At 67.9% G+C, this 22,185-nt stretch carries 20 protein-coding genes and 2 tRNA genes; 16 read left to right on the plus strand and 6 right to left on the minus strand.

From position 1 onward, the window contains the following. Window positions 1-354: 354 nt before the first annotated feature. From gyrB to EJ357_RS23330, 5 genes are all read left to right on the plus strand, one after another. Window positions 355-2,415 (plus strand): DNA topoisomerase (ATP-hydrolyzing) subunit B, encoded by a 2,061-nt coding sequence (gene gyrB, locus EJ357_RS23310; RefSeq protein ID WP_175647488.1) that lies wholly within the window; start codon window positions 355-357, stop codon window positions 2,413-2,415. 42 nt (window positions 2,416-2,457) lie between these two features. Next, window positions 2,458-5,049 carry a DNA gyrase subunit A gene (gene gyrA / locus EJ357_RS23315; RefSeq protein ID WP_126393508.1) on the plus strand — a complete coding sequence of 864 codons (2,592 nt, stop codon included), beginning with the start codon at window positions 2,458-2,460 and terminating at the stop codon, window positions 5,047-5,049. A gap of 18 nt (window positions 5,050-5,067) precedes the next feature. After that, window positions 5,068-5,868 carry a DUF3566 domain-containing protein gene (locus EJ357_RS23320; protein WP_126393509.1) on the plus strand — a complete coding sequence of 267 codons (801 nt, stop codon included), beginning with the start codon at window positions 5,068-5,070 and terminating at the stop codon, window positions 5,866-5,868. Window positions 5,869-5,979: 111 nt separating this feature from the next. Continuing rightward, a tRNA-Ile gene (locus EJ357_RS23325) sits at window positions 5,980-6,056 on the plus strand. Between the two features lie 78 nt (window positions 6,057-6,134). Continuing rightward, window positions 6,135-6,896, plus strand: coding sequence for an AAA family ATPase (locus EJ357_RS23330; RefSeq protein ID WP_126393510.1), 762 nt, complete (start codon window positions 6,135-6,137; stop codon window positions 6,894-6,896). A gap of 203 nt (window positions 6,897-7,099) precedes the next feature. Here the strand turns inward: EJ357_RS23330 and EJ357_RS23335 are convergent, their stop codons facing one another. Continuing rightward, window positions 7,100-7,480, minus strand: coding sequence for a DUF6344 domain-containing protein (locus EJ357_RS23335; RefSeq protein ID WP_126393511.1), 381 nt, complete (start codon window positions 7,478-7,480; stop codon window positions 7,100-7,102). Between the two features lie 345 nt (window positions 7,481-7,825). On the opposite strand from EJ357_RS23335, the gene EJ357_RS49480 reads away from it, so the two are divergent. Together EJ357_RS49480 and EJ357_RS23345 are read left to right on the plus strand one after the other, a co-directional pair. After that, entirely contained in the window at window positions 7,826-7,954 is a 129-nt protein-coding gene (locus tag EJ357_RS49480; RefSeq protein WP_003999697.1) for a DLW-39 family protein, read from the plus strand. 253 nt (window positions 7,955-8,207) lie between these two features. Continuing rightward, the gene (locus EJ357_RS23345) at window positions 8,208-9,554 is read left to right on the plus strand and encodes a hypothetical protein (protein ID WP_126393512.1); all 1,347 of its coding nucleotides are present in this window, start codon (window positions 8,208-8,210) and stop codon (window positions 9,552-9,554) included. 71 nt (window positions 9,555-9,625) lie between these two features. Here the strand turns inward: EJ357_RS23345 and EJ357_RS23350 are convergent, their stop codons facing one another. Together EJ357_RS23350 and EJ357_RS23355 are read right to left on the minus strand one after the other, a co-directional pair. Then, on the minus strand, window positions 9,626-11,398 hold the full coding sequence (locus EJ357_RS23350; protein ID WP_126393513.1) for a serine/threonine-protein kinase: 1,773 nt from the start codon (window positions 11,396-11,398) through the stop codon (window positions 9,626-9,628). A gap of 312 nt (window positions 11,399-11,710) precedes the next feature. Beyond that, window positions 11,711-12,259 carry a helix-turn-helix domain-containing protein gene (locus EJ357_RS23355; RefSeq protein ID WP_126393514.1) on the minus strand — a complete coding sequence of 183 codons (549 nt, stop codon included), beginning with the start codon at window positions 12,257-12,259 and terminating at the stop codon, window positions 11,711-11,713. Between the two features lie 182 nt (window positions 12,260-12,441). Here EJ357_RS23355 and EJ357_RS23360 point away from each other — a divergent pair. Continuing rightward, window positions 12,442-12,514, plus strand: a tRNA-Ala gene (locus tag EJ357_RS23360). Window positions 12,515-13,224: 710 nt separating this feature from the next. Here EJ357_RS23360 and EJ357_RS23365 read toward each other — a convergent pair. Beyond that, a complete protein-coding gene (locus tag EJ357_RS23365) occupies window positions 13,225-13,938 on the minus strand; it encodes a DUF5324 family protein (RefSeq protein WP_126393515.1) in 714 nt (237 codons plus the stop codon). Between the two features lie 325 nt (window positions 13,939-14,263). Here EJ357_RS23365 and EJ357_RS23370 point away from each other — a divergent pair, with 325 nt between their 5' ends. Both EJ357_RS23370 and EJ357_RS23375 read left to right on the plus strand, forming a co-directional pair. Continuing rightward, window positions 14,264-14,791 carry a peptidylprolyl isomerase gene (locus EJ357_RS23370; protein WP_126393516.1) on the plus strand — a complete coding sequence of 176 codons (528 nt, stop codon included), beginning with the start codon at window positions 14,264-14,266 and terminating at the stop codon, window positions 14,789-14,791. Between the two features lie 108 nt (window positions 14,792-14,899). Beyond that, the gene (locus EJ357_RS23375) at window positions 14,900-15,787 is read left to right on the plus strand and encodes a rhomboid family intramembrane serine protease (protein WP_126399866.1); all 888 of its coding nucleotides are present in this window, start codon (window positions 14,900-14,902) and stop codon (window positions 15,785-15,787) included. A gap of 314 nt (window positions 15,788-16,101) precedes the next feature. On the opposite strand, the gene crgA is transcribed toward EJ357_RS23375, so the two are convergent. Beyond that, window positions 16,102-16,356 carry a cell division protein CrgA gene (gene crgA / locus EJ357_RS23380; protein WP_126393517.1) on the minus strand — a complete coding sequence of 85 codons (255 nt, stop codon included), beginning with the start codon at window positions 16,354-16,356 and terminating at the stop codon, window positions 16,102-16,104. Between the two features lie 142 nt (window positions 16,357-16,498). On the opposite strand from crgA, the gene EJ357_RS23385 reads away from it, so the two are divergent. From EJ357_RS23385 to EJ357_RS23410, 6 genes are read left to right on the plus strand one after another with little or no spacing between them, the layout of a single operon-like run. Further along, window positions 16,499-17,275 carry a DUF881 domain-containing protein gene (locus EJ357_RS23385; RefSeq protein WP_126393518.1) on the plus strand — a complete coding sequence of 259 codons (777 nt, stop codon included), beginning with the start codon at window positions 16,499-16,501 and terminating at the stop codon, window positions 17,273-17,275. Window positions 17,276-17,294: 19 nt separating this feature from the next. Then, entirely contained in the window at window positions 17,295-18,002 is a 708-nt protein-coding gene (locus EJ357_RS23390) for a class E sortase (protein WP_126393519.1), read from the plus strand. A 17-nt stretch (window positions 18,003-18,019) separates the two neighbouring features. Further along, complete coding sequence (locus EJ357_RS23395) at window positions 18,020-18,217, plus strand: hypothetical protein (RefSeq protein ID WP_175647218.1); 198 nt, start codon at window positions 18,020-18,022, stop codon at window positions 18,215-18,217. After that, window positions 18,214-18,852 carry an aminodeoxychorismate/anthranilate synthase component II gene (locus EJ357_RS23400; protein WP_126393520.1) on the plus strand — a complete coding sequence of 213 codons (639 nt, stop codon included), beginning with the start codon at window positions 18,214-18,216 and terminating at the stop codon, window positions 18,850-18,852. Before EJ357_RS23395 ends, EJ357_RS23400 begins: the two co-directional genes overlap by 4 nt. Beyond that, window positions 18,849-20,210 (plus strand): class E sortase, encoded by a 1,362-nt coding sequence (locus EJ357_RS23405; protein WP_126393521.1) that lies wholly within the window; start codon window positions 18,849-18,851, stop codon window positions 20,208-20,210. Before EJ357_RS23400 ends, EJ357_RS23405 begins: the two co-directional genes overlap by 4 nt. 6 nt (window positions 20,211-20,216) lie before the next feature. Continuing rightward, window positions 20,217-20,990, plus strand: a complete 774-nt coding sequence (locus EJ357_RS23410; RefSeq protein ID WP_407698511.1) for a class E sortase — start codon at window positions 20,217-20,219, stop codon at window positions 20,988-20,990. 95 nt (window positions 20,991-21,085) lie between these two features. Here the strand turns inward: EJ357_RS23410 and EJ357_RS23415 are convergent, their stop codons facing one another. Then, the gene (locus tag EJ357_RS23415) at window positions 21,086-22,117 is read right to left on the minus strand and encodes a restriction endonuclease (protein WP_126393523.1); all 1,032 of its coding nucleotides are present in this window, start codon (window positions 22,115-22,117) and stop codon (window positions 21,086-21,088) included. Window positions 22,118-22,185 lie beyond the last annotated feature (68 nt).

Consider the following 22,185-nt stretch of genomic DNA (forward strand, 5'->3'; position numbering starts at 1 on the left):
CGGCGGCCTCCTCCTCGTACAACCGCACGCGGTTGCGAATCGCGACCTGACTCCGAAGTAGCCAAGGGTTGACGGCCGGAAGCGCTGAGTGGCTCCGTGAGCCTCTTGGAGCCCCCATCCGTATATCGGGAGTCGGCCGAGCCGGGTTCAGGGCGGCACATGCGGACTCAGGTACCGGCAAACCCCCATCACTGTCGGCGCTACCGGTAGACTGGAGGCCAATCCCGCCCCAAACGTGGGGACCGCCGGGAAAAGCTGAGCAACGCTGATCAAGGCTTACCAACGCAACATGCCGCAGCCGCTCCGGCAACCCGCCGACGAGCCTGGCTCGTGCTGTGCCAGAAAGGGCGCTTCGTGGCCGATTCCGGCAACCCCAACGAGAACATCCCGTCCACCGACGCCGGCGCCAACGGCGCGATGACCTCGTCGAACGGCGAGGTCACCGCCTCGTACGACGCCAGCGCCATCACCGTCCTCGAGGGTCTGGACGCGGTCCGCAAGCGACCCGGTATGTACATCGGTTCGACCGGCGAGCGCGGCCTGCACCACCTCGTGCAGGAGGTCGTCGACAACTCCGTCGACGAGGCGCTGGCCGGGCACGCGGACACGATCGACGTGACGATCCTCGCCGACGGCGGTGTACGGGTCGTGGACAACGGCCGTGGCATCCCGGTGGGCATCGTGCCGTCCGAGGGCAAGCCGGCCGTCGAGGTCGTGCTGACCGTGCTGCACGCCGGCGGCAAGTTCGGCGGCGGCGGCTACGCGGTCTCCGGTGGTCTGCACGGCGTCGGCGTGTCCGTGGTGAACGCCCTGTCGACGAAGGTCGCTGTCGAGGTCAAGACCGACGGCTACCGCTGGACGCAGGACTACAAGCTCGGCGTCCCGACGGCCCCGCTGGCCAAGCACGAGGCCACCGAGGAGCACGGCACCTCGGTCACCTTCTGGGCCGACCCCGACATCTTCGAGACCACCGACTACTCCTTCGAGACGCTCTCGCGGCGTTTCCAGGAGATGGCGTTCCTCAACAAGGGTTTGAGGATCAAACTCACTGACGAGCGCGAGTCGGCCAAGGCGACGTCGGGCGCGGACGAGGCGGGCGCCGACGAGAAGGCCGAGGTCAGGTCGGTCGACTACCACTACGAGGGCGGCATCGTCGACTTCGTGAAGTACCTCAACTCCCGCAAGGGAGACGTGGTGCACGCCACCGTGATCGACCTGGAGGCGGAGGACAAGGAGAAGCTCCTGTCCCTCGAGGTCGCGATGCAGTGGAACAGCAGCTACACCGAGGGTGTCTACTCCTTCGCCAACATCATCCACACCCACGAGGGCGGTACGCACGAAGAGGGCTTCCGCGCCGCGCTGACCTCGCTGATCAACAAGTACGCGCGCGACAAGAAGCTGCTGCGCGAGAAGGACGACAACCTCACGGGTGACGACATCCGCGAGGGTCTGACCGCGATCATCTCGGTGAAGCTGAGCGAGCCGCAGTTCGAGGGCCAGACGAAGACCAAGCTGGGCAACACCGAGGTGAAGACCTTCGTGCAGAAGGTCGTCTACGAGCACCTGGCGGACTGGCTGGACCGCAACCCGAACGAGGCGGCGGACATCATCCGCAAGGGCATCCAGGCGGCCACCGCGCGCGTGGCGGCCCGCAAGGCCCGTGACCTGACGCGTCGTAAGGGCCTGCTGGAGACGGCGTCCCTGCCGGGCAAGCTCTCCGACTGCCAGTCGAACGACCCCACCAAGTGCGAGATCTTCATCGTCGAGGGTGACTCCGCCGGCGGCTCGGCCAAGTCCGGCCGTAACCCCGAGTACCAGGCGATCCTCCCGATCCGAGGAAAGATCCTCAACGTCGAGAAGGCGCGGATCGACAAGATCCTGCAGAACCAGGAGATCCAGGCGCTGATCTCGGCCTTCGGCACCGGAGTCCACGAGGACTTCGACATCGAGAAGCTGCGCTACCACAAGATCATCCTGATGGCGGACGCCGACGTCGACGGCCAGCACATCAACACCCTGCTGCTGACCTTCCTGTTCCGCTTCATGCGGCCGCTGGTCGAGGCCGGGCACGTGTTCCTGTCGCGTCCCCCGCTCTACAAGATCAAGTGGGGCCGGGACGAGGTCGAGTACGCCTACTCCGACCGCGAGCGCGACGCACTGATCGAGATGGGCCGGCAGCGCGGCAAGCGCGTTCGTGAGGACTCGATCCAGCGCTTCAAGGGTCTCGGCGAGATGAACGCCGAGGAGCTGCGCATCACGACCATGGACCAGGAGCACCGCGTCCTCGGCCAGGTCACCCTCGACGACGCCGCCCAGGCCGACGACCTGTTCTCGGTGCTCATGGGTGAGGACGTCGAGGCCCGTCGCCAGTTCATCCAGCGCAATGCCAAGGACGTCCGCTTCCTCGACATCTGAGTCGGTCTCAGCTGACCGCACCAGGAAGGACCTTCACCAGCAATGACCGACGAGAACACTCCCGTCACTCCTGACGAGGGACAGACTCTGCGTGTCGAGCCCGTCGGGCTCGAGACGGAGATGCAGCGCTCGTACCTCGACTACGCGATGTCCGTCATCGTCTCGCGTGCGCTGCCGGACGTCCGCGACGGCCTCAAGCCCGTCCACCGCCGCGTCCTGTACGCGATGTACGACGGCGGCTACCGCCCCGAGCGCGGCTTCTACAAGTGCGCGCGCGTGGTCGGCGACGTCATGGGTAACTACCACCCCCACGGCGACTCCTCGATCTACGACGCCCTGGTGCGTCTCGCCCAGCCGTGGTCGATGCGCATGCCGCTCGTCGACTCCAACGGCAACTTCGGCTCTCCGGGCAACGACCCGGCGGCGGCCATGCGCTACACCGAGTGCAAGATGGCGCCGCTGTCGATGGAGATGGTCCGTGACATCGACGAGGAGACCGTCGACTTCACGGACAACTACGACGGCCGCTCCCAGGAGCCGACCGTCCTGCCGGCCCGCTTCCCGAACCTGCTGATCAACGGCTCGGCCGGTATCGCGGTCGGTATGGCCACCAACATCCCGCCGCACAACCTGCGCGAGGTCGCGGCCGGAGCCCAGTGGTACCTGGAGAACCCGGAGGCCTCGCACGAGGAGCTCCTGGACGCGCTCATCGAGCGCATCAAGGGCCCCGACTTCCCGACCGGCGCGCTCGTCGTCGGCCGTAAGGGCATCGAAGAGGCCTACCGCACCGGCCGCGGCTCCATCACCATGCGCGCGGTCGTCGAGGTCGAGGAGATCCAGAACCGCCAGTGCCTGGTGGTCACGGAGCTGCCCTACCAGGTCAACCCCGACAACCTCGCGCAGAAGATCGCCGACCTGGTGAAGGACGGCAAGATCGGCGGCATCGCGGACGTCCGCGACGAGACGTCGTCCCGCACCGGTCAGCGCCTGGTCATCGTGCTCAAGCGCGACGCGGTCGCCAAGGTCGTCCTGAACAACCTGTACAAGCACACGGACCTGCAGACGAACTTCGGCGCCAACATGCTGGCGCTCGTCGACGGCGTCCCGCGCACCCTCTCGCTCGACGCGTTCATCCGTCACTGGGTGACGCACCAGATCGAGGTCATCGTCCGCCGTACGCGCTTCCGACTGCGCAAGGCCGAGGAGCGGGCGCACATCCTGCGCGGCCTGCTGAAGGCCCTGGACGCCATCGACGAGGTCATCGCGCTGATCCGGCGCAGCGACACCGTCGACATCGCGCGCACGGGCCTGATGGAGCTCCTGGAGATCGACGAGATCCAGGCCAACGCCATCCTCGAGATGCAGCTGCGCCGACTGGCCGCCCTGGAGCGCCAGAAGATCATCCAGGAGCACGACGAACTCCAGGCGAAGATCACCGAGTACAACGAGATCCTCGCCTCGCCGGTCCGCCAGCGCGGCATCGTCAGCGCGGAACTCGCCGCGATCGTCGAGAAGTACGGCGACGACCGCAAGACCATGCTGGTGCCCTACGACGGCGACATGTCCATCGAGGACCTGATCGCCGAGGAGGACATCGTCGTCACGGTCTCGCGCGGCGGTTACGTCAAGCGCACCAAGACCGTCGACTACCGGGCGCAGAAGCGCGGTGGCAAGGGCGTACGCGGCACGAAGCTCAAGGAAGACGACATCGTCGACCACTTCTTCGTCTCGACGACGCACCACTGGCTGCTGTTCTTCACCAACAAGGGCCGCGTGTACCGGGCGAAGGCGTACGAGCTGCCGGACGCCGGTCGTGACGCGCGTGGACAGCACGTCGCGAACCTGCTGGCTTTCCAGCCGGACGAGGCGATCGCCGAGATCCTCGCCATCCGCGACTACGAGGCGGCGCCGTACCTGGTGCTCGCCACGAAGGCCGGACTTGTGAAGAAGACCTCGCTGAAGGATTACGATTCGCCTCGCTCCGGCGGTGTGATCGCGATCAACTTGCGTGAGCGCGAGGACGGTTCGGACGACGAACTGATCGGCGCCGAACTCGTCTCGGCCGACGACGATCTGCTTCTGATCAGCAAAAAGGCACAGTCGATCAGGTTCACGGCCACGGACGAGTCGCTGCGTCCCATGGGCCGCGCCACCTCGGGCGTCAAGGGCATGAGCTTCCGCGAGGGAGACGAGCTGCTCTCGATGAATGTTGTTCGAACCGGTACGTTCGTGTTCACTGCCACCGACGGCGGGTACGCGAAGCGGACCCCCGTCGACGAGTACCGCGTCCAGGGTCGCGGTGGCCTCGGAATCAAGGCCGCCAAGATCGTGGAGGACCGCGGATCGCTGGTCGGTGCGCTGGTGGTCGAGGAGACCGACGAGATCCTCGCCATCACGCTGGGCGGCGGTGTGATTCGTACGCGAGTCAACGAGGTCAGGGAGACGGGCCGTGACACCATGGGCGTCCAACTGATCAACCTGGGCAAGCGCGATGCCGTAGTCGGTATCGCTCGTAACGCCGAGGCGGGACGCGAGGCGGAGGAGGTCGACGGCGACATCGCCGCCGACGAGACCGCCGAGGGTGCCGCCACGACCATCGGCACGGACGAGGGTGACGCACCCTCGGCCGAGTAGCACGAGGAGAGAGTCATCGTGAGCGGAGCCACGGGCGCCGGATCGTCCGGTACCTCGACCGGTTCTACGGCCGGTAAGGACACGGACGGCGGCGGCCGTGGCTCCGCCGCGCGTGCGGCGGACCCGCACACCACCCAGCTGAAGGCGATCAAGCCGTCCGCGAAGAACCCGTCCTCGCCCGACGCACCTGGATCCCAGGGGGGACCCGTGACGGACACCCGAGGCCCGCAGGCCCAGCAGTATGGGCCCGGGGTGGCTCCGGGCGCCCAGCCGCAGCCCGCGCCCGCAGGGGCGCAGCAGGCGGCCCAGGCGCCGCCGACGTCGCCGCTGCCCGGGGAGCGCCAGCCGCAGCAGCCCGCGGGGCCCTACCACCCGCCGCAGGCCTACCAGACGGATGCTCCGGCCGCTTCGGTCCGCCGGCCGCGCACGGGGGCGCGTACGGCGCCCCGCACCCGCAAGGCGCGCCTGCGCGTGGCCAAGGCCGACCCGTGGTCGGTGATGAAGGTCAGCTTCCTGCTCTCCATCGCGCTGGGCATCTGCACGATCGTCGCGGCCGCGGTGCTGTGGATGGTCATGGACGCGATGGGCGTCTTCTCGACGGTCGGCGGCACGATCTCCGAGGCGACCGGCTCCAACGAGTCGAACGGCTTCGACCTGCAGTCCTTCCTGTCGCTGCCGCACGTCCTGATGTTCACGTCGATCATCGCGGTCATCGACGTCGTCCTCGCGACGGCGCTGGCGACGCTCGGCGCCTTCATCTACAACCTTTCCGCCGGCTTCGTGGGCGGCGTGGAGCTGACACTCGCGGAGGACGAGTGACCTGCCGCTAAACCGCGGCTGACGGTCCTCCGACAACCGATTTTGGGACTGCCCCAGTCGTGCGCTAATCTTCAGGAGTCAGCGCGCGGGACACACACCGCAGAGCGCGGCGGGGCTATAGCTCAGTTGGTTAGAGCGCATCCCTGATAAGGATGAGGCCACAGGTTCAAATCCTGTTAGCCCCACCAGCGAAAAGACCCTCGGTCCACACGGACCGGGGGTCTTTTGCATGCCCGGTTGTCAGTACCGGATGAGAGCCTGGCGGCATGATCGTCGAACGGGCATACGCGCATGTCGCCGAGGGCGAGCTGAGGGAAGACGAGGAGGGCGGGGAGGACGGCCCGTGGCCGTGGTCGGTTCCGTGCGTGCGCCAGCTGCTGGACGACGGCCTGAGATTCACCGCGCCGGTCACGTTCCTGGTGGGGGAGAACGGCTCGGGCAAGTCGACGCTGGTCGAAGCGCTGGCCGAGGGGTTCGGGCTGGACTCCTGGGGCGGATCCGCGGGCTACAAGTACGCCAGTTGGCGCGAGCCGTCGGCGCTGGGCGGGCGGATACGCTTCGAGGCGACCGCGACCGGCCGCCGTATGTTGCAGGGGCCTCGCACGCGCCGCAGGGGCTTCTTCCTGCGGGCGGAGACCGCGCTGGACGCGCTGGGCCGGGAGCAGCAGACGGGAAGGCTGTCCGGGGCCGTGGACGAGATGAGCCACGGCGAAGGCTTTCTGATGGCCTTCCGCGAGCGGTTCCGGGAGCCGGGGCTGTACGTCCTGGACGAGCCCGAGGCCGCGCTGTCCTTCGCTTCCTGCCTTCAACTCGTCGCGCTGCTGCATGAACTGGGGCGCTCCGGTGCGCAGATCATCTGCGCCACGCACTCACCCGTGCTGACGGCGCTGCCCGGCGCCGAGATCATCGAGGTGGGCGACCACGGAATGCGTCCCGCCGACTGGCGGGATCTGGAACTCGTCGACCACTGGAGGCGTTACCTCAACGACCCGTGGGCCTATCTCCGACACATCGTCGAAGCGGGATGAGGTTCGCCGTAGGGGCCTTCGTCATGAGGGTTACGGCATCAAAGGGTGCTGCTCTGCGGTACGGCATGAGCGTGCTGCTCGGTGGTGCGGTAAACGCGTGCTGGTCAGCGGTGCTGTGTACGCAAGCTCGCTGTGTCGGTGCGGTGGGACAAGAGGTGGTGCTGCTTCAGGAGAGACGTGACGGCTCGGGGCGAGTCGTCGGTTCAGCGCTGGTGCGGGACCAGGGGCCGGTCCGGGGCGTCGACCGAGTCGCACGCTCCGGTGGACGAGGTGGCCGTCGCCGCTTCCGATTCCGTGAGCGGGCGGTGCCTGCAGCTGGGGGTTCTGCCATGGGCCTCGGCGCGGATGCGCTGCTTCATCGTGGGAGGCAGTGATCTGGCATAGGACCAGGCCCATTGGGGCATCGCCGGCACCGTCAACTGCATCGTGTTGCGGTCGCCGTCGTCGCTGTCGCTCCTGCGCGTCGTCTCGGTGTTCGGTACGGCCGCGGCGGCGCTGGTGGTGACGAATCCGAGCGCCGTGAACAGCGCGAGGAAGGCAGTAACGATGCTGGTCCACAGGTTCATGACCTTGTTCCTGGCCATGGCCCCTCACTTTCGGGTTGGGCGATTTGCGTACTTTCCTCATGATGTGTATGGGGGCCGCGAAGTCATGGACCGACGCCCGTGGCGCGTCGATCTTCAGATGAACACCACCCGGATGGGCGTAAGAAGCCTGGAAAGTCAGGGAAAGCGCGGTAGATAAGGGGAAGGGGAGAAAGTCACCGTCTGTCGAGGTGTGATCACCCTCCGATCGGAGCGGTGCGGTCCGCTTCTACTGCGCTGTCACGAACGGCAGTTGAGCCCCGACGCAGGTCACCGATCGATATCGGTCGGTGTGTATAGTCGGGCGCCAGAGGTCCCTTACGTCAAGAAAGACGAGGTCGCGCGGTGAAGAAGCTTCTCCTGGTCGCACTGGCCGCCATCGGCGGGCTCCTCGTGTACCGCCAGATCCAGGCGGATCGCGCCGAGCAGGATCTGTGGACGGAGGCGACTGACTCCGTGCCCACGGGTTCGTGAGCCATCACATCGGAATCTGAAGCAGACCCCGGCCGCCTCGCGGTCGGGGTTTTGTGTGCTCTGGGCGCGCAGCGCTGGAGATCCCGGCCGTGCAGTGCCGTCGCGTCGTGCCGTCGGGTCGAGTTGCGGGAGCGATCCGGATGCCTTAGAGCCGGGCGTTTCGGACGATCGTGCGGATTGCGTGGGTGACGCGCGGCCGCGCTGGGCAGGATGGCCGACGTCCATGGTCCGGTGACGACAGGAGTGGCGCGTGATGGGGCGGCGTACGGCGCGGTGGCGCCGCGAGAGGGCGCGGCGTGGTCATCGCGAGCGCTCGGTACGCGCGCGTGCGGCCCTCGTCGGCGCGGCCTTGCTGCTGTGTACGACAGCTGCCCTGCCGGCCCAGCCCGCACTCGCGGCAGGAACGCCCAGCCCCTACGCCTTCGCACCGGACGCGCGCCCGGTCACGGGCACGACGAGCACCAGCGGCGCCGCGGCCCTCACGCCCGGATCGACGTACAAGAGCTCCCTGCCGAGCAGCGGCCAGATCCACTACAGCCTCGACCTCGACGCCACCTCTGACGCGTACGTCTCCGTGACCGCGATCCCCACCCCCGGCAGCACCTTCACCGCTCGCGACGGCATCAGGGTGTCCGTGGAGGACCCCGACGGCCGTTCGTGCTCCCTCGAAACCGAGACCTTGGACGCCGTCCGCAGCGCGCGCCCGATCGCGGTGTGGGGCGTGCGCGAAGTCTCCGCACACCGGACTCGCTGCAACAGCGCGGGCACCTACCACGTGATCGTCGAGCGCGTCCGTGCGGCGGACTCCGCGCCGGACACCTGGGACCTGGAGCTCTTCGCCACCTCGGAGCCGCCCCTGCGACAGACCGGCGAGACAACCGCCCCCGAAGCCTGGAACTCCGCCTCTCCGGCCCCCCTCACCGACGAGGACGTGCCCCGCGAAGGCGGCTCCGGCTTCACCTCGGCGGTATCCGCAGGCCAGGGCGTCTGGAGTTCCGCCATCGAACCCGGCGGAACGCTCTTCTACAAGGTGCCCCTCGACTGGGGCCGCCAGCTGTACGCCACCGCCGAACTGGGCGGCCCCAGCGGCGACGGATACACGGTCGGCGCCCTCAACCTCGCGCTCTACAACCCCGCGCGCGGCCTCGTCGACGACACGAGCGCCAACTACAGGGGCAAACGGACGGCCGCCGAACTCGCCCCCCTCCCCCCGGTCGCGTACGAGAACCGGTACGCCAAGGCCGAACGGTTCCGCGCCATGCGGTTCGCCGGGTCCTACTACCTCGTGATCCACCTCGCTGCCGGAATCGCCGAGAGGTACGGCGACGGGCCGTTCGAGCTGACATTGCGCGTGCGGGTGGGGGGCGAGGAGGCGGCCGGTCCCGGTTACGCGGGGGAGTCCGAGCCCAGAGGTCTCTTCCAGGTTGCGGCGAGCGACCGGGAAGCGGCCGCGGGGAACGGGCCTGCGGACGGGACCGGGGGCGGCGGTGACGCTGCGATGACCGTGCTCGCGGTGAGCGGGATCGGGGCGGGGACTCTGGTGCTGGTGGTGCTGGGGGTGTGGGCGGTGGTGGCTCGGCGGAGGGTTGGGGCCTGGTAGGGCCGGGGGACAGGCGATCACGGCTTCGCAGGGGGCGGGACCGTGTGCGTACGGGCCCGCGGTGAGCGATGTCAGATGTGGGCCAGCGCCCAGAACCCCACGGCGTAGCAGGCCAGCGCCAGCAGCAGGAGTGGTACCGCCACCTTGGCGGGCGGGCCTGGGCGGCGTGCGAGGTCCTGGGTGGCCCGGCGGGCGGCGCGATGGCTGCCGCGGCGGTGCTGCTGCGGAATTGGGGGCGCCGAAGGTGGAACCTGCGGGCTCTGAGCGGTGTACGAAGCAGTAGAGGCATCGACGAGCTGGTGTGGCGTCGGCGTCGGCGTAGGTGTCGGCGTCTGCGTCGATGGCTGGGCCGGGTACTGCGGGGCGTGCGCAGGAGGGGAGGACAGGACGTGAGTGGTGTCGTAGGGGGAGACGTGAGCGGAGTGGTACCGCGCGTCCTGGTGTGCCTGTGCCTGTGCCTGTGCCTGGGGCTGGCCTTGAGCTTGCTCTGGCTGTCCCTGGCCGTGCGCCTGCGGGTGGAGCGGTGCCTGTACCGGGTACGGCTGCGGAGAGGGCGTTCGAGTCTGAGGGGAGGAGCCGGTGTCCTGAGGCGGCGGCAGATGGAAGCTGCCGGTGTCCGACATGCTCTGGGCCCCGCTGCTGTCGCCGGACCGCGGGGGGACGGACGACTCCCGGGCGGCGGACGGTTGGGGCCCCGGCGGCGGCATGTGCGGGGTTGGCGGCATGTGCGGCGTACGCCAGGACTGGGACGCCGTGACGTCAGCAGCAGGAACCGGCCCGGCGACGCCACGGCGTGGATCGCTCGATGCGATGCCGGCGGACCCGGTGTCTGTCCGCGAGTAGCCGGCACCCAAGCGTCCAGAGTCGTCGCCCCTCGATCCGGACCCGGTGACATCCGCCCCCACCGTGCCCGCCCCGAACTGCCGGGAGCCACCCCTGCCCCCTTCGACTCCCGGAGCCGGTTTGAGCGGCCCGCCCGGCCCGTACCCCGGTGGCAGTGGCCCGAGTTGGTCGAAGATCTCGATCAGTTCGTCGTCGGGACCGGCTTCCGGCAGAAGCTCCGCGGCCGAGGCGAGAGCCTTGCGCGCACCCGTGGCCGTGCGGAACCGCGCATGCGGATCCGGCTGCAGCAGCGAGGCCACCACCTGCCACAGCGGTTCGGGAATTCCCTTGGGCGCACCGGGAGTTCCGTGCTCGGCGAAGTACTGGATGAGCGCCTTGGAATCAGGCTTGGCGCCCTCCAGCAGATACAGCGCGACCAGTCCTACCGCGAACAGGTCGGCCGGGAAGTCCGGTTCCGCGCCCATGAGTTGCTCGGGCGCGAGGTAACCGGGCGTTCCCACCACGAGGTTGGTCTCGGTCAGGCGCGGCTCGCCCAGCCGCATCGCGATACCGAAGTCGGACAGGCGCAGCCGCGGGCGCGCTGTGCCGGTGGCCTCGAGGAGCAGGTTGGCCGGCTTGACGTCCCGGTGGACGACACCCTCCGCGTGCACCGCGGCCAGACCCGCGAGGAGCTGGTCGAGGAGCGTGCAGACGAAGGAGGGTGGCAAGGGGCCGTAGTCCCCGATGAGATGGACCAGCGAACCACCGGCCACCAGGTCCATGGTGAACAGGACCTTGTCGTCGTCGGCGGCCCAGCTGGCGGGCGCGAGCACATGGGGATGATCGATCCGCAGGGCCTGCTCGCGGACGAACCGCAGCAGCGAGTGCGCGTCGCTCTGCTGCAGCACCTTGGCAGCCACGTACCTGCGGCGGCGGTGGTCCCAGGCACGCCAGACGGCGCCGACGCCTCCGCGTCCGATCGGGTCGACCAGTTCGTACCGGCCGGCGAAGACCTCACCCATGGTTGCGCGTCGCTCCTCCCCCTTCGGTTACCCCCTTGCTTCCCCCTCGACGAGCGATACGACTCCCCCTCGCCGGCCTCCTTCACCCCCGGACGGATTCCTCCCAGGACTCCTGCGGCCGGCTCCCCCGTCACCGACTCCCGGCCCGACCCCCTCGCCGAGCTACACGCCCCCGTCGTGCAGCTCACCGCGAACGTGTCGGCCAGACGCCCGTGTGACCTCGCCGCTGAGCCGCACGACCCCCTCGTGCCGCTCAGAACGCAGGCCGTCGGCCCGGCTGCCGAACCCCCTTCGGCGACCGGGGCCTCAGGGTCAGTTCTGGTGGGACTGGTAGTGCGCGACCGCGTCGGAGGTACGGCCGGCGCCGTACACCCGGAGGAACTCTGCCAGTTCCGGGTGGCTGGAGGCGAGGGTGTCCGCAGCCTCGATGATGTCTCCCGCGGCCGCCACCGAACGCAGCAGCGACTGGATCTCGCGAACCACCCGCTTGACCGTGGGCGCCCCCGAACTGCTCGTCGTCTGTGTCGTGTTGCTGAGCACCGAGCCCCCCTGCGACTTCTTGATCTCCTCCATGCGTTCGGTGGCCTCGGCCGCGCTCACGCTGCCGTCCGCGACCTGCCCCGCCAGGTCCTGCAGCAGCTGCACCCGCTGGACCACGGCGGGATTGCCGATCTTCGCCCGCTGGCCGCTCATCAGCTGCGACAGCATCGGTGCGGACAGTCCCAGTACCCCCGCGAGACGAGCCTGGTTGAGACCAAGATCGTCGATGAGCTTACGGAAGAGCGCCCCCAGCGGCTCCCCGTACCAGTTCCGCTGCAGTTCCCGCGCTCTTGCGGTGGCTTCCTGCTGTGCGGCGTCCATTGCGTCTCCCCATCGCTTCCCCAAAAACCGTGGTTCGCTGTAGCGAACCACGCCGAGCATCTTACGGAGAGTGGTCGTTCATCGGGACCCCCAATCTTTTTGCGAGATACGGGGGGCGACCCGGTACTCTGGTCTGCGGCGCCCGTCGGAGTGTGGTTCTTCCGGCTGGACGTTCGTCTTCCGGGGCCTTAGCTCAGTTGGTAGAGCGCTGTCTTTGCATGGCAGATGTCAGGGGTTCGACTCCCCTAGGCTCCACTCCTCGGACCGGTCAGACGCCCAAGCGGGCTCTGGCCGGTTTCTGCATTCCCTGGTCCCCACGCCACGGTCCCTGATGGGCCACTCCCCGGGTGACCTGTGTCACGTGACGGGAGACAGTTGCGTTGCAGATGTTTGCGCAAACGGGTCGGGTGAATCCAGTCCGCGAGCTCATTGGGCAGGAGGCCGATACGGCGCCAGGGCGGCGTGCCGCAGAGCGGAAGCCGTGTGTGAGCTGGCACAAAAGCGGCTGGGTAATCAGAATGATGCGTTCCGTTAAGGAAATCTGTGCGGGACGTGCACACATGGGCCGTTGCAAACGTCATCGTAGGCGGAGTGCGTAAACACGCGCCGTCCCGGCGTGACGGGGGCAGGGCGTGAGTCAGGACCCGCCGTGGCCGCCGCCCTCGAGCAGTTGTCGAAGGCATGGAACGCCGTACTGTCCAAGGAGAACTCGCCCACTGCGCCGGGCGCATCGGGCAACTACCGACGCGTCAGATGGACCCACTCCGCCCGCACTTCGAGCTCCGCCGGAGCACGGCAGCGGGCTCGGTCCCTGCCATCACGCCGACAGACCCACAGCCCGGCTCACACCACAGCCGAGAGCCTGCCGGCGATGTTCCACGTGAAACATCGCCGTGGGGCGGAAGACCCTCAAGTCTCCCGCCCCACAGCCGAGTTCCCCGGGCCGGCCGCCGCCGGCCCTCACATCACCGGCCCTCGTCGCGCCGGGCCGCCTCTTCCTCGGCTTCCTTCGCCTGGACCTCCGGATCCAGGTCGGACTGGCCACTGCCATCCACCGAAGCGAGACGGCCCGACTCGGGCACCTCGGTCGCGGCGGGAGGCTCGACCAGCCAATCCGGATTGGCCTGCTTGTCCCACCACTTCCAGGCCGCGAAGGCGGCGCCCGCCAGGACACCGACCACCGCCAGCACCTTCGCGGCACTACCCGCTTTGGCGCGCCTCTCGTGCTTGCGGACCAGCCTCTGGACGTCCTTCGGCGAGACCTGCCCGCGCAGCGCCGCCAACGCGGCGGCACTACGCGCGGCCGCCTCGTCCCTGACGGGCCCTGCCGCGGCCACAGCCTGCTCGATCCTCGGCCTGGAGTAGTCGGCGGCCTGCCGGGCAGCCTTACGCGTACGGGCGGCAGCCTCATGAGCGGCGTGGTCGACCTTCGGCGGCACATGGGAACGGGCCTGCTCCAGACGCGGCGCGACATGCGCCCCGTACTGCAGAAGAGCCTGCGCGCGGGCCTGCTCGGTGGCCTGCGTCACCACGGGCGCGAGTCGTACGCGTGCCTCGTGCGCATACTGCGCGGCCCGGTCCTTGGCGGTGTCGGCGTAGGGCGCCACCACTTCCGCGGCGTGCAGCACGCTGTCCTTCGCCGAGCCGGTCGCGGCGCGCACGCTGTCAATGCGGGTCACGGGATCCTCCTCCTCGGTGGCGTACGGTTTTCGACTTTCCACCCTTTTACGGATCATGCCTGCCAGAACGAACCTCGGCATGTGAGGGCGGGCATATGGGTGCCGATCGACTAGATCAAGTGCAATAACGGATTAATGCGGGTCAACGCGGGCTTGTCGTCGACAATGCCACGGTTCGCCGCTTCGCGCCCCCGCCACGGGCCTTCTCGACCGGTTTTCTGCAAGCGATCGCCACGGTTGCGGGCCGGTGAACGGGTGCCGGGCGACGTAAGCCGCCGTCCATGCGAGGATCAGGGGGTCACAGGAAGACAACGGAAGGCAGATCGTGGCCGAGCAGCTCTACGCCACCCTGAAGACCAACCACGGCGACATCGAGGTCCGGCTCCTCCCGAACCACGCGCCGATCACGGTCAAGAACTTCGTCGAGCTCGCCAAGGGCGAGCGGGAGTGGACGAACCCCGCCACCGGAGAGAAGTCCACCGCCAAGCTCTACGACGGCACGGTCTTCCACCGGGTCATCAGCGGCTTCATGATCCAGGGCGGTGACCCGCTGGGCAACGGCACCGGCGGCCCCGGCTACCAGTTCCAGGACGAGTTCCACCCGGACCTCTCCTTCGACAAGCCCTACCTGCTGGCCATGGCCAACGCCGGCCCGGGCACCAACGGCTCGCAGTTCTTCATCACGGTCTCCCCCACGACCTGGCTGAACCGCAAGCACACCATCTTCGGCGAGGTCACCGACGCGGCCAGCCAGAAGGTCATCGACACCATCGCGACCATCCAGACCAACCCGCGCACCGACCGACCGCTCAATGACGTCGTCATCGAGTCGGTCGTCGTCGAGACCCGCTGAGGCCGAGTCCGACACCTCCCACAGGGAACCAAACGCCCCGCTCGTCCGTAAGGAAGAGCGGGGCGATGCATGAGGACGTGCATCGCGTACGACGACCTAGGGGACCTCATGGACCAGCCGACCGGCAGCTCACAGGATGCCCAGAGCCTGCCCGTCTGCTACCGACACCCGGACCGCGAGACCGGCATCCGCTGCACCCGCTGCGAACGCCCGATCTGCCCCGACTGCATGGTCAGCGCCTCCGTCGGCTTCCAATGCCCCGACTGCGTACGCGGCGGCTCCGGCACCGGACACGCCCCCGACGCCGCCCGCCCCCGCACCATCGCCGGCGGCACCATCACCGCAGACCCCCGCCTGCTCACCAAGATCCTCATCGGGATCAACCTCGCGATCTTCATCGCCGTCCAGACCAGCGACGCCCTGCGCAACGACCTCGTCCTCCTCGGCGCCTGGCCGCCCGCCTCCCTCAACCCCACCGAAGGCGTCGCCGGAGGCGAGTGGTACCGCCTCGTGACCTCGATGTTCACCCACGAGGCCCCCTGGCACATCGCCTTCAACATGCTCAGCCTGTGGTGGCTCGGCGGCCCCCTAGAAGCCGCCCTCGGCCGCGCCCGCTACCTCACGCTCTACCTCTGCTCCGGCCTCGCCGGCAGCGCACTGGCCTACCTGCTGGCCTCCCCGACCACCGCCACGCTCGGCGCCTCCGGCGCCATCTTCGGCCTCTTCGGTGCCACCGCGGTCCTCATGCGCCGCCTCAACTACGACATGCGGCCGATCATCGCGCTGCTGGTCATCAACCTGATCTTCACCTTCAGCCCCGGATTCAACATCTCCTGGCAGGCCCACATCGGCGGCCTCGTCGCGGGCGTCATCATCGGCTACGCCATGGTCCACGCACCGCGCCGGCGTCGAGCCCTGGTTCAGTACGGCACCTGCGCGTTGGTCCTGGCCGTGATTGTCCTGGTGACCGTGCTGAGGACGCTGCAGCTCACCTGAGCCCCACGGTTATCCACGTGAGCGGCACTGTTGTCCACAGTCTGTGGCGGATCTTGTGCGCACTGTGCGGGGATAGGTTCGCCCCCTGTCTGTAACCGTTGTTTTCGCAGGTCAGACAGGGGGCGTACATACATTCGGGTTGGCGCCGGGGGGCCGGTGTGGCAGTCATACCGGCGTCAACGCTCGATGGGTTATCCACAGATCGTCGTCTTTTCCCCAGTCAGCTTGTGGAAATTGCTGCAAGGCTGTGGATAACTCAGCGGATAGCCCTGGGCAGAGCTGTGTTCACCGCGACGTGGCCGTCGCGTCGACCGCTACTTCCACTGGGTGGAGACGCCGAATCCCGCCGCGATGAAGCCGAAGCCCACCACGATGTTCCAGTTGCCGAGGGCGTCGATGGGCAGCGAACCGTCGGTCACGTAGAAGACGACGATCCATGCGAGGCCGATGACGAACATGGCCAGCATCACGGGCGCGACCCAGGCGCGGCTGTTCAGCTTGATGGACGTCGTCTGCTTCGACGGCGGCGGCGTGTAGTCGGCCTTCTTGCGGATACGTGACTTCGGCACGAGGGTCTCTCCTGTCGATGCGCTGCGTGGCCGCGCAGGGAACTGTGGCTGGCTCCGGGGCAGCGTACAAGGGGACTCTGATGGCTCCCCCGGGCGTCCGTTAGCGTAGTGCTTCCGCGGCGCCGAAGGAGATAAGGGTACGTTGAGCAATTCTGCCGACTCCCCCGGGACTGGATCCAGTCCTGTCCGCGGCCGTTTCCGGCCGGTGCGGGTGCTCACCGGGGCTGTCTTCGCTCTCGCGGGGCTCATCTTCTTCACGAGTTTCAACACGGCCAAGGGCACCGACATCCGTACGGACGCCTCGTTGCTGAAGCTCTCGGACCTCATCCAGGAGCGCAGTCACGAGAACGGCCGGCTGAACGAGGCCAATGGCGCCCTGCGTGACGACGTGGAGGCGTTGGCGGAGCGGGACGACGGCAGTACGAAGGCCGAGGACGACAAGCTGGCGGCGCTGGAGCGGAGTGCGGGTACGCAGAAGGTGACGGGTGAGGCGATCACGGTCACGCTCAATGACGCCCCGCCGGATGCCACCGCCAAGCTGCCCGGGTATCCGGAGCCGCAGCCGGACTATCTGGTGATTCACCAGCAGGATCTGCAGGCGGTGGTCAATGCGCTGTGGCAGGGCGGTGCCAAGGGCATCAAGGTCATGGACCAGCGGCTGATCTCCACCAGTGCCGTGCGTTGTGTGGGGAACACGCTGATCCTGCAGGGGCGGGTCTATTCGCCGCCGTACAAGATCACGGCGGTGGGTGATCCGGAGGTGTTGCAGAAGGCGCTGGCGGCGTCGCCGGCGATCCAGAACTACATGGTGTACGTCAATGTGTACGGCCTCGGCTGGAAAGTCACCGAGGACGGGACGGTGACTCTGCCGGGCTACTCGGGCACAGTGGATCTGCAGTACGCCAAGCCCGTGGAGTGACTCCTCTCTGGAGCTGCCGGTGCGTGTTGTCGTCAGGACCGTCAGCGAACTGTGCATCACCTTCGGGGCGGTGATCGTCCTTTTCGTCGTCTATGTACTGTTCTGGACCGGCGTGAAGGCGGACAACGTCATGGACGACCAGATCGATCAGCTGGAGGAGCAGTGGGCGCAGGGGGCGGTACGGCCGACCGCCGGGGCGCCTGACGGTTCGGCGAGTCCGGGTGCGACCGCGAGTCCGCCCAGGCCGGCCCCGTATGCCGCGGACGAGCCCTTCGCGATCATGTACATCCCGCGCCTTGGTTTCACGTGGAACAAGCCGGTTCTCGAAGGGACCGCCACCAAGACCCTCAAGAAGGGGCTCGGCCACTACGCGAACACCGCCCAGCTGGGTCAGAAGGGCAACTTCTCGGTGGCCGGTCACCGGCGTACGTACGGCGATCCCTTCAAGGACTTTCCGAAGCTGCGCCCCGGTGACGCCGTGGTCCTGACCGACGGGACTACCTGGTTCACGTATCGGATCGACAAAGGCCCCTACAAAACCCTGCCCACCGACATTGAGGTGATCGACGCTGTGCCCCGTAAGTCGGGGTACACGCGTGAGGGCCGCTATCTGACCCTGACCACGTGTGATCCGGAGTGGGGGCACAGTCATCGGTTGATCGTGTGGGCTCATCTGGACTCCACGCAGCCTGTGGAGGCCGGGAAACCGGAAGCGTTGCGCCGTTAGTCTGTTGGCTGTACGGCGTGAGTCTGGTGCCGTGGTGCGACGGAAGGGACGGCATGTACGGCTGGATCTGGCGGCATCTGCCGGGGAATGCGTGGGTGAGGGCGCTGATCTCGCTCGCTCTGGTCGTGGCCGTGGTCTACGTCCTGTTCAACTACGTCTTCCCGTGGGCCGAACCGCTGCTGCCCTTCAACGATGTGACGGTGGACGACCAGTGAGCGCGCGCATTCTCGTCGTGGACAACTACGACAGCTTTGTCTTCAACCTGGTGCAGTACCTGTATCAGCTGGGCGCCGAGTGCGAGGTGGTGCGCAACGACGAGGTGTCGACGGCGCACGCCCAGGACGGTTTCGACGGTGTGCTGCTGTCCCCGGGTCCGGGTACGCCTGAGGAGGCCGGGGTGTGCATCGAGATGGTGCGCCACTGTGCCTCGACCGGGGTGCCGGTGTTCGGTGTCTGTCTCGGCATGCAGTCGATGCAGGTGGCGTACGGCGGTGTCGTGGACCGTGCGCCGGAGCTGCTGCACGGCAAGACCTCGCTGGTCGAGCACGAGGGCAAGGGTGTCTTCGCGGGCCTGCCGACGCCGTTCACGGCGACGCGCTATCACTCTCTCGCCGCCGAGCCGGAGACGGTGCCGGCCGAGCTGGAGGTGACCGCGCGTACGCACGACGGGATCATCATGGGCCTGCGGCACCGTGAACTGCGGGTCGAGGGTGTGCAGTTCCACCCTGAGTCGGTGCTGACCGAGCACGGTCATCTGATGCTGGCCAACTGGCTGGTGGAGTGCGGTGACCAGGGTGCGGTGGCGAGGTCGGCGGGGCTCGCCCCGGTGGTGGGCAGGGCCACGGCGTGACCGCGCTGCGCCCCGAGCGCGAGTCCGGCGCCGCATACGGGGAGTCCTTCACGGACTCTCACGGCGGCGCCGGCGACCAGGGCACCTCGTACGGGCAGCAGCCGTACGAGGCGTCCGGTGCGCTCGGGGAGTGGTACGGCGGGGACGACCAGGTCGCGCAGGGGCGGGGTGCCGGGGGATATGGCGCCGAGGGGCATGCCACCGACGGTTACGGCGGCGAGGGCTACGAGGGCTACGGCGCTGAGGCTTACGGGACCGAGGGGTACGGGGCCGAGGCGTACGAGGCCGACGGTCATGGCACCGGCGGTCACGGCACCGGCGGGCACGGTCGCGAGGATTTCGGTCGCGAGGGTTACGGCGCCGGCGGCCTCGGTGCGGAGGGGGTCGGCGCGTCCCAAGAGCCGTACGTGGAGCCGTACATACCGCCGCCGGACGACGAGACGGTGGCGCTGCGGATAGCGGAGCCGCCCGCAGGCGAGTCCATATCGGCTTCTGCCGCCTCTTCCGCCACGTCGGCCACCGGAACCCCTACGGGTGGCCGTGCGGCCCGCAGAAAGGCCGCCAAGCGGCGTCACGGGCGTCATGGCGGGGCACGTCAGGCGTCGGAGGCCGTGGAGAGCGGTTCGGAGGCCTCGCAGGCTCCCCTCTCGCGAGTGGAGGCGCGCAGACAGGCACGGGCGCGCAGGCCCAGCCCGGGCGTGCTCGCCAGCCGGGCGATCGGTGAGGTGTTCATCACCACCGGCGTGCTGATGCTGCTGTTCGTGAGCTACCAGCTGTGGTGGACGAATGTCCGGGCGCATGCGCAGGCGGACAAGGAGGCGAGCAGCCTTCAGGACGACTGGGCGAGCGGTAAGCGCGCCCCGGGAAGCTTCGAGCCGGGGCAGGGCTTCGCCATCCTGCACATTCCGAAGCTGGATGTCGTCGTGCCGATCGCTGAGGGCATCAGCAACAAGCAGGTGCTGGACCGGGGCATGGTGGGGCACTACGGCGAGGGCAAGCTGAAGACGGCGATGCCGCAGGACAAGGCCGGTAACTTCGGGCTGGCGGGTCACCGCAATACTCATGGTGAACCGTTCCGGTACATCAACCGGCTCGCCCAGGGCGACGCGATCGTCGTCGAGACGCAGGACAAGTACTACGTGTACAAGATGGCGTCGATCCTGCCGGTGACGTCGCCGAGCAACGTGAGCGTGTTGGACCCGGTTCCGCGGGACGCCGGTTTCACCAAGGCGGGCCGCTACATCACACTCACCACGTGCACGCCGGAGTTCACCAGTAAGTACCGGTTGATCGTCTGGGGCAAGATGGTCGAGGAACGGCCGCGCAGCAAGGGCAAGCCGGATGCGCTCGTCAGTTAAGGGCAGATGAACGTGGCAGCGACCACCGACGACACCGAGCACGATCGGCGCACCGACGCGCCCGGGTCCCCGCGCAGGCCGGCGCGCCGTCGCATGGGCAGAATCGCGATGGCGGTCAGCGTCTTCGGTGAACTCCTCATCACGGCGGGCCTGGTGCTCGGTCTGTTCGTCGTCTACTCCCTGTGGTGGACGAACGTCGTCGCCGACCGGGCGGCGGCCGAACAGGCCGACAAGGTTCGCGACATCTGGGCCCACCAGGACGAGGGCTCCGACCGTCCGGCCGAGTTCGACTCCAAGAACGGCATCGGCTTCCTGCACGTGCCCGCGATGAGCGACGACGACATCCTGGTCGAGAAGGGCACGACGTCGAAGATCCTCAACGACGGCGTCGCCGGCTACTACACCGACCCGGTCAAGGCGACCCTGCCCACGTCGGGCAAGAAGGGCAACTTCTCCGTCGCCGCCCATCGCGACGGGCATGGCGCCGAGTTCCACAACATCCACAAGATCGAGAAGGGCGACCCGATCGTCTTCGAGACGCAGGACAAGTGGTACGTCTACAAGGTCTACGCCGTCCTTCCCGAGACGTCGAAGTACAACGTCAAGGTCCTCTCCGCGATTCCGAAGGAGTCGGGCAAGACGAAGGCGGGGCACTACATCACGCTGACGACCTGCACGCCGGTGTACACGAGTCGGTACCGGTACATCGTGTGGGGGGAGTTGGAGCGGGTGGAGAAGGTGGATGAGGAGCGGACGGTGCCGGAGGAGCTACGCGGCTGACCGAGGTCCTTGGAGGACCTCGGTCGCCTAGCATGGCGGAGGCCCGAAGCCGCAACCATCCTTTGCGGCTTCGGGCCTCTGTGGTCTTGCCGTGCCTACTCCAAGACCCTCAGCGGCTCCCCGGCGCTCCACTCCTCCAGCACTCCACGGTGTACGGCGGTGATGCCGGCCTCGGCGGCGATGCTCAGGGCCTCAGGGGTGAAGGGGCATGTCGCTACATAGAGCGCCACGTCCGCACCGTGGAGAACCTTCGCCGACCCGATGAACTTCTGGACTTCCGGGCTGGTGATGGAGAGGTAGGGCGCGAACCTCTTGCACTGGACGACGAGGCGCCGTCCGTCGGCCGTGAGCGCGATGATGTCGACGCTCCGGTCGCCGTGACCGCCCTGTACGACGACGTTCGTGCAGCCGTCGCGGCGCAGGAGTTTGGCGATGTGGTGCTCGAACGTGCGGCCGTGCATGGCGTCCATGGCGGCCATGACCCCGACGGCGGGCCTGTCGTCTCGTACGCCCTCGAGCCTCTGCAGCCGGGCGTGGTGCTGGTGGAGCCGTCGCTCGATGCGCTGGACACCTGCGCGGAGGGCGATCAGCTCCCTGCTGTGCTCGCCCGACGTTTCGATCAGGGCGTTGAACATGGGGACGACGGTCTTGCCGAGGATGTGGGTGATGCGCTGGTCGATGCGGTCGTCGAGGGAGGTGACCTCAGCGGCGGCCGGGTTTTCCACAGGCTGTGTGCGGGCCCGGTACTCCATGTCGAGGAGGTAGACACGCACCTGACGTGCGATTTCGCTGTCTCGGAGGAGCATGGCGACGTTGAGGACGGCTCGGCGGGAGAAGAGGGCGAGCGCTTTGGCGCGTGACTGGATCCCACTGGCCCTCTTAAAGAGGGCCAGTCGCGTACCTGTCAGGACTTGGTAGCCATTGGCTGCCAACTCTTCCTGGTGGTCCTCCACGACTGACTCGAGCGTCTTCACGGCGACCTCGAAGTACGCCGCCACCATCGCCGTAGTCACATGCATCCCGTCCGGCAGCAACGACAGCGCCTTCACCCGGTCAAGCACGTCGGTTCGTTCCAGCACGCTGTCGCGCAGGTGCTTCGACTCCAGCAGCGCCGATTCGTTGATCACGTTCTGCCCTTCACTTGTGGTGTGGCCCTGAGGCCGGAGCAGAGTTCTGAGTCCCCGCCCCACCCGAT

The organism is Streptomyces cyaneochromogenes, from assembly GCF_003963535.1.
Classification (GTDB): domain Bacteria; phylum Actinomycetota; class Actinomycetes; order Streptomycetales; family Streptomycetaceae; genus Streptomyces; species Streptomyces shaanxiensis.

What these genes read in the sequence shown, in the direction of transcription:
- gyrA (WP_126393508.1), top strand. Translation starts at nt 2,458, where the DNA reads ATGACCGACGAGAACACTCCCGTCACTCCTGACGAGGGACAGACTCTG.
- EJ357_RS23330 (WP_126393510.1), top strand. Translation starts at nt 6,135, where the DNA reads ATGATCGTCGAACGGGCATACGCGCATGTCGCCGAGGGCGAGCTGAGG.
- EJ357_RS23335 (WP_126393511.1), bottom strand. Translation starts at nt 7,480, where the DNA reads ATGGCCAGGAACAAGGTCATGAACCTGTGGACCAGCATCGTTACTGCC.
- EJ357_RS23345 (WP_126393512.1), top strand. Translation starts at nt 8,208, where the DNA reads ATGGGGCGGCGTACGGCGCGGTGGCGCCGCGAGAGGGCGCGGCGTGGT.
- EJ357_RS23350 (WP_126393513.1), bottom strand. Translation starts at nt 11,398, where the DNA reads ATGGGTGAGGTCTTCGCCGGCCGGTACGAACTGGTCGACCCGATCGGA.
- EJ357_RS23355 (WP_126393514.1), bottom strand. Translation starts at nt 12,259, where the DNA reads ATGGACGCCGCACAGCAGGAAGCCACCGCAAGAGCGCGGGAACTGCAG.
- EJ357_RS23375 (WP_126399866.1), top strand. Translation starts at nt 14,900, where the DNA reads ATGGACCAGCCGACCGGCAGCTCACAGGATGCCCAGAGCCTGCCCGTC.
- EJ357_RS23410 (WP_407698511.1), top strand. Translation starts at nt 20,217, where the DNA reads ATGAACGTGGCAGCGACCACCGACGACACCGAGCACGATCGGCGCACC.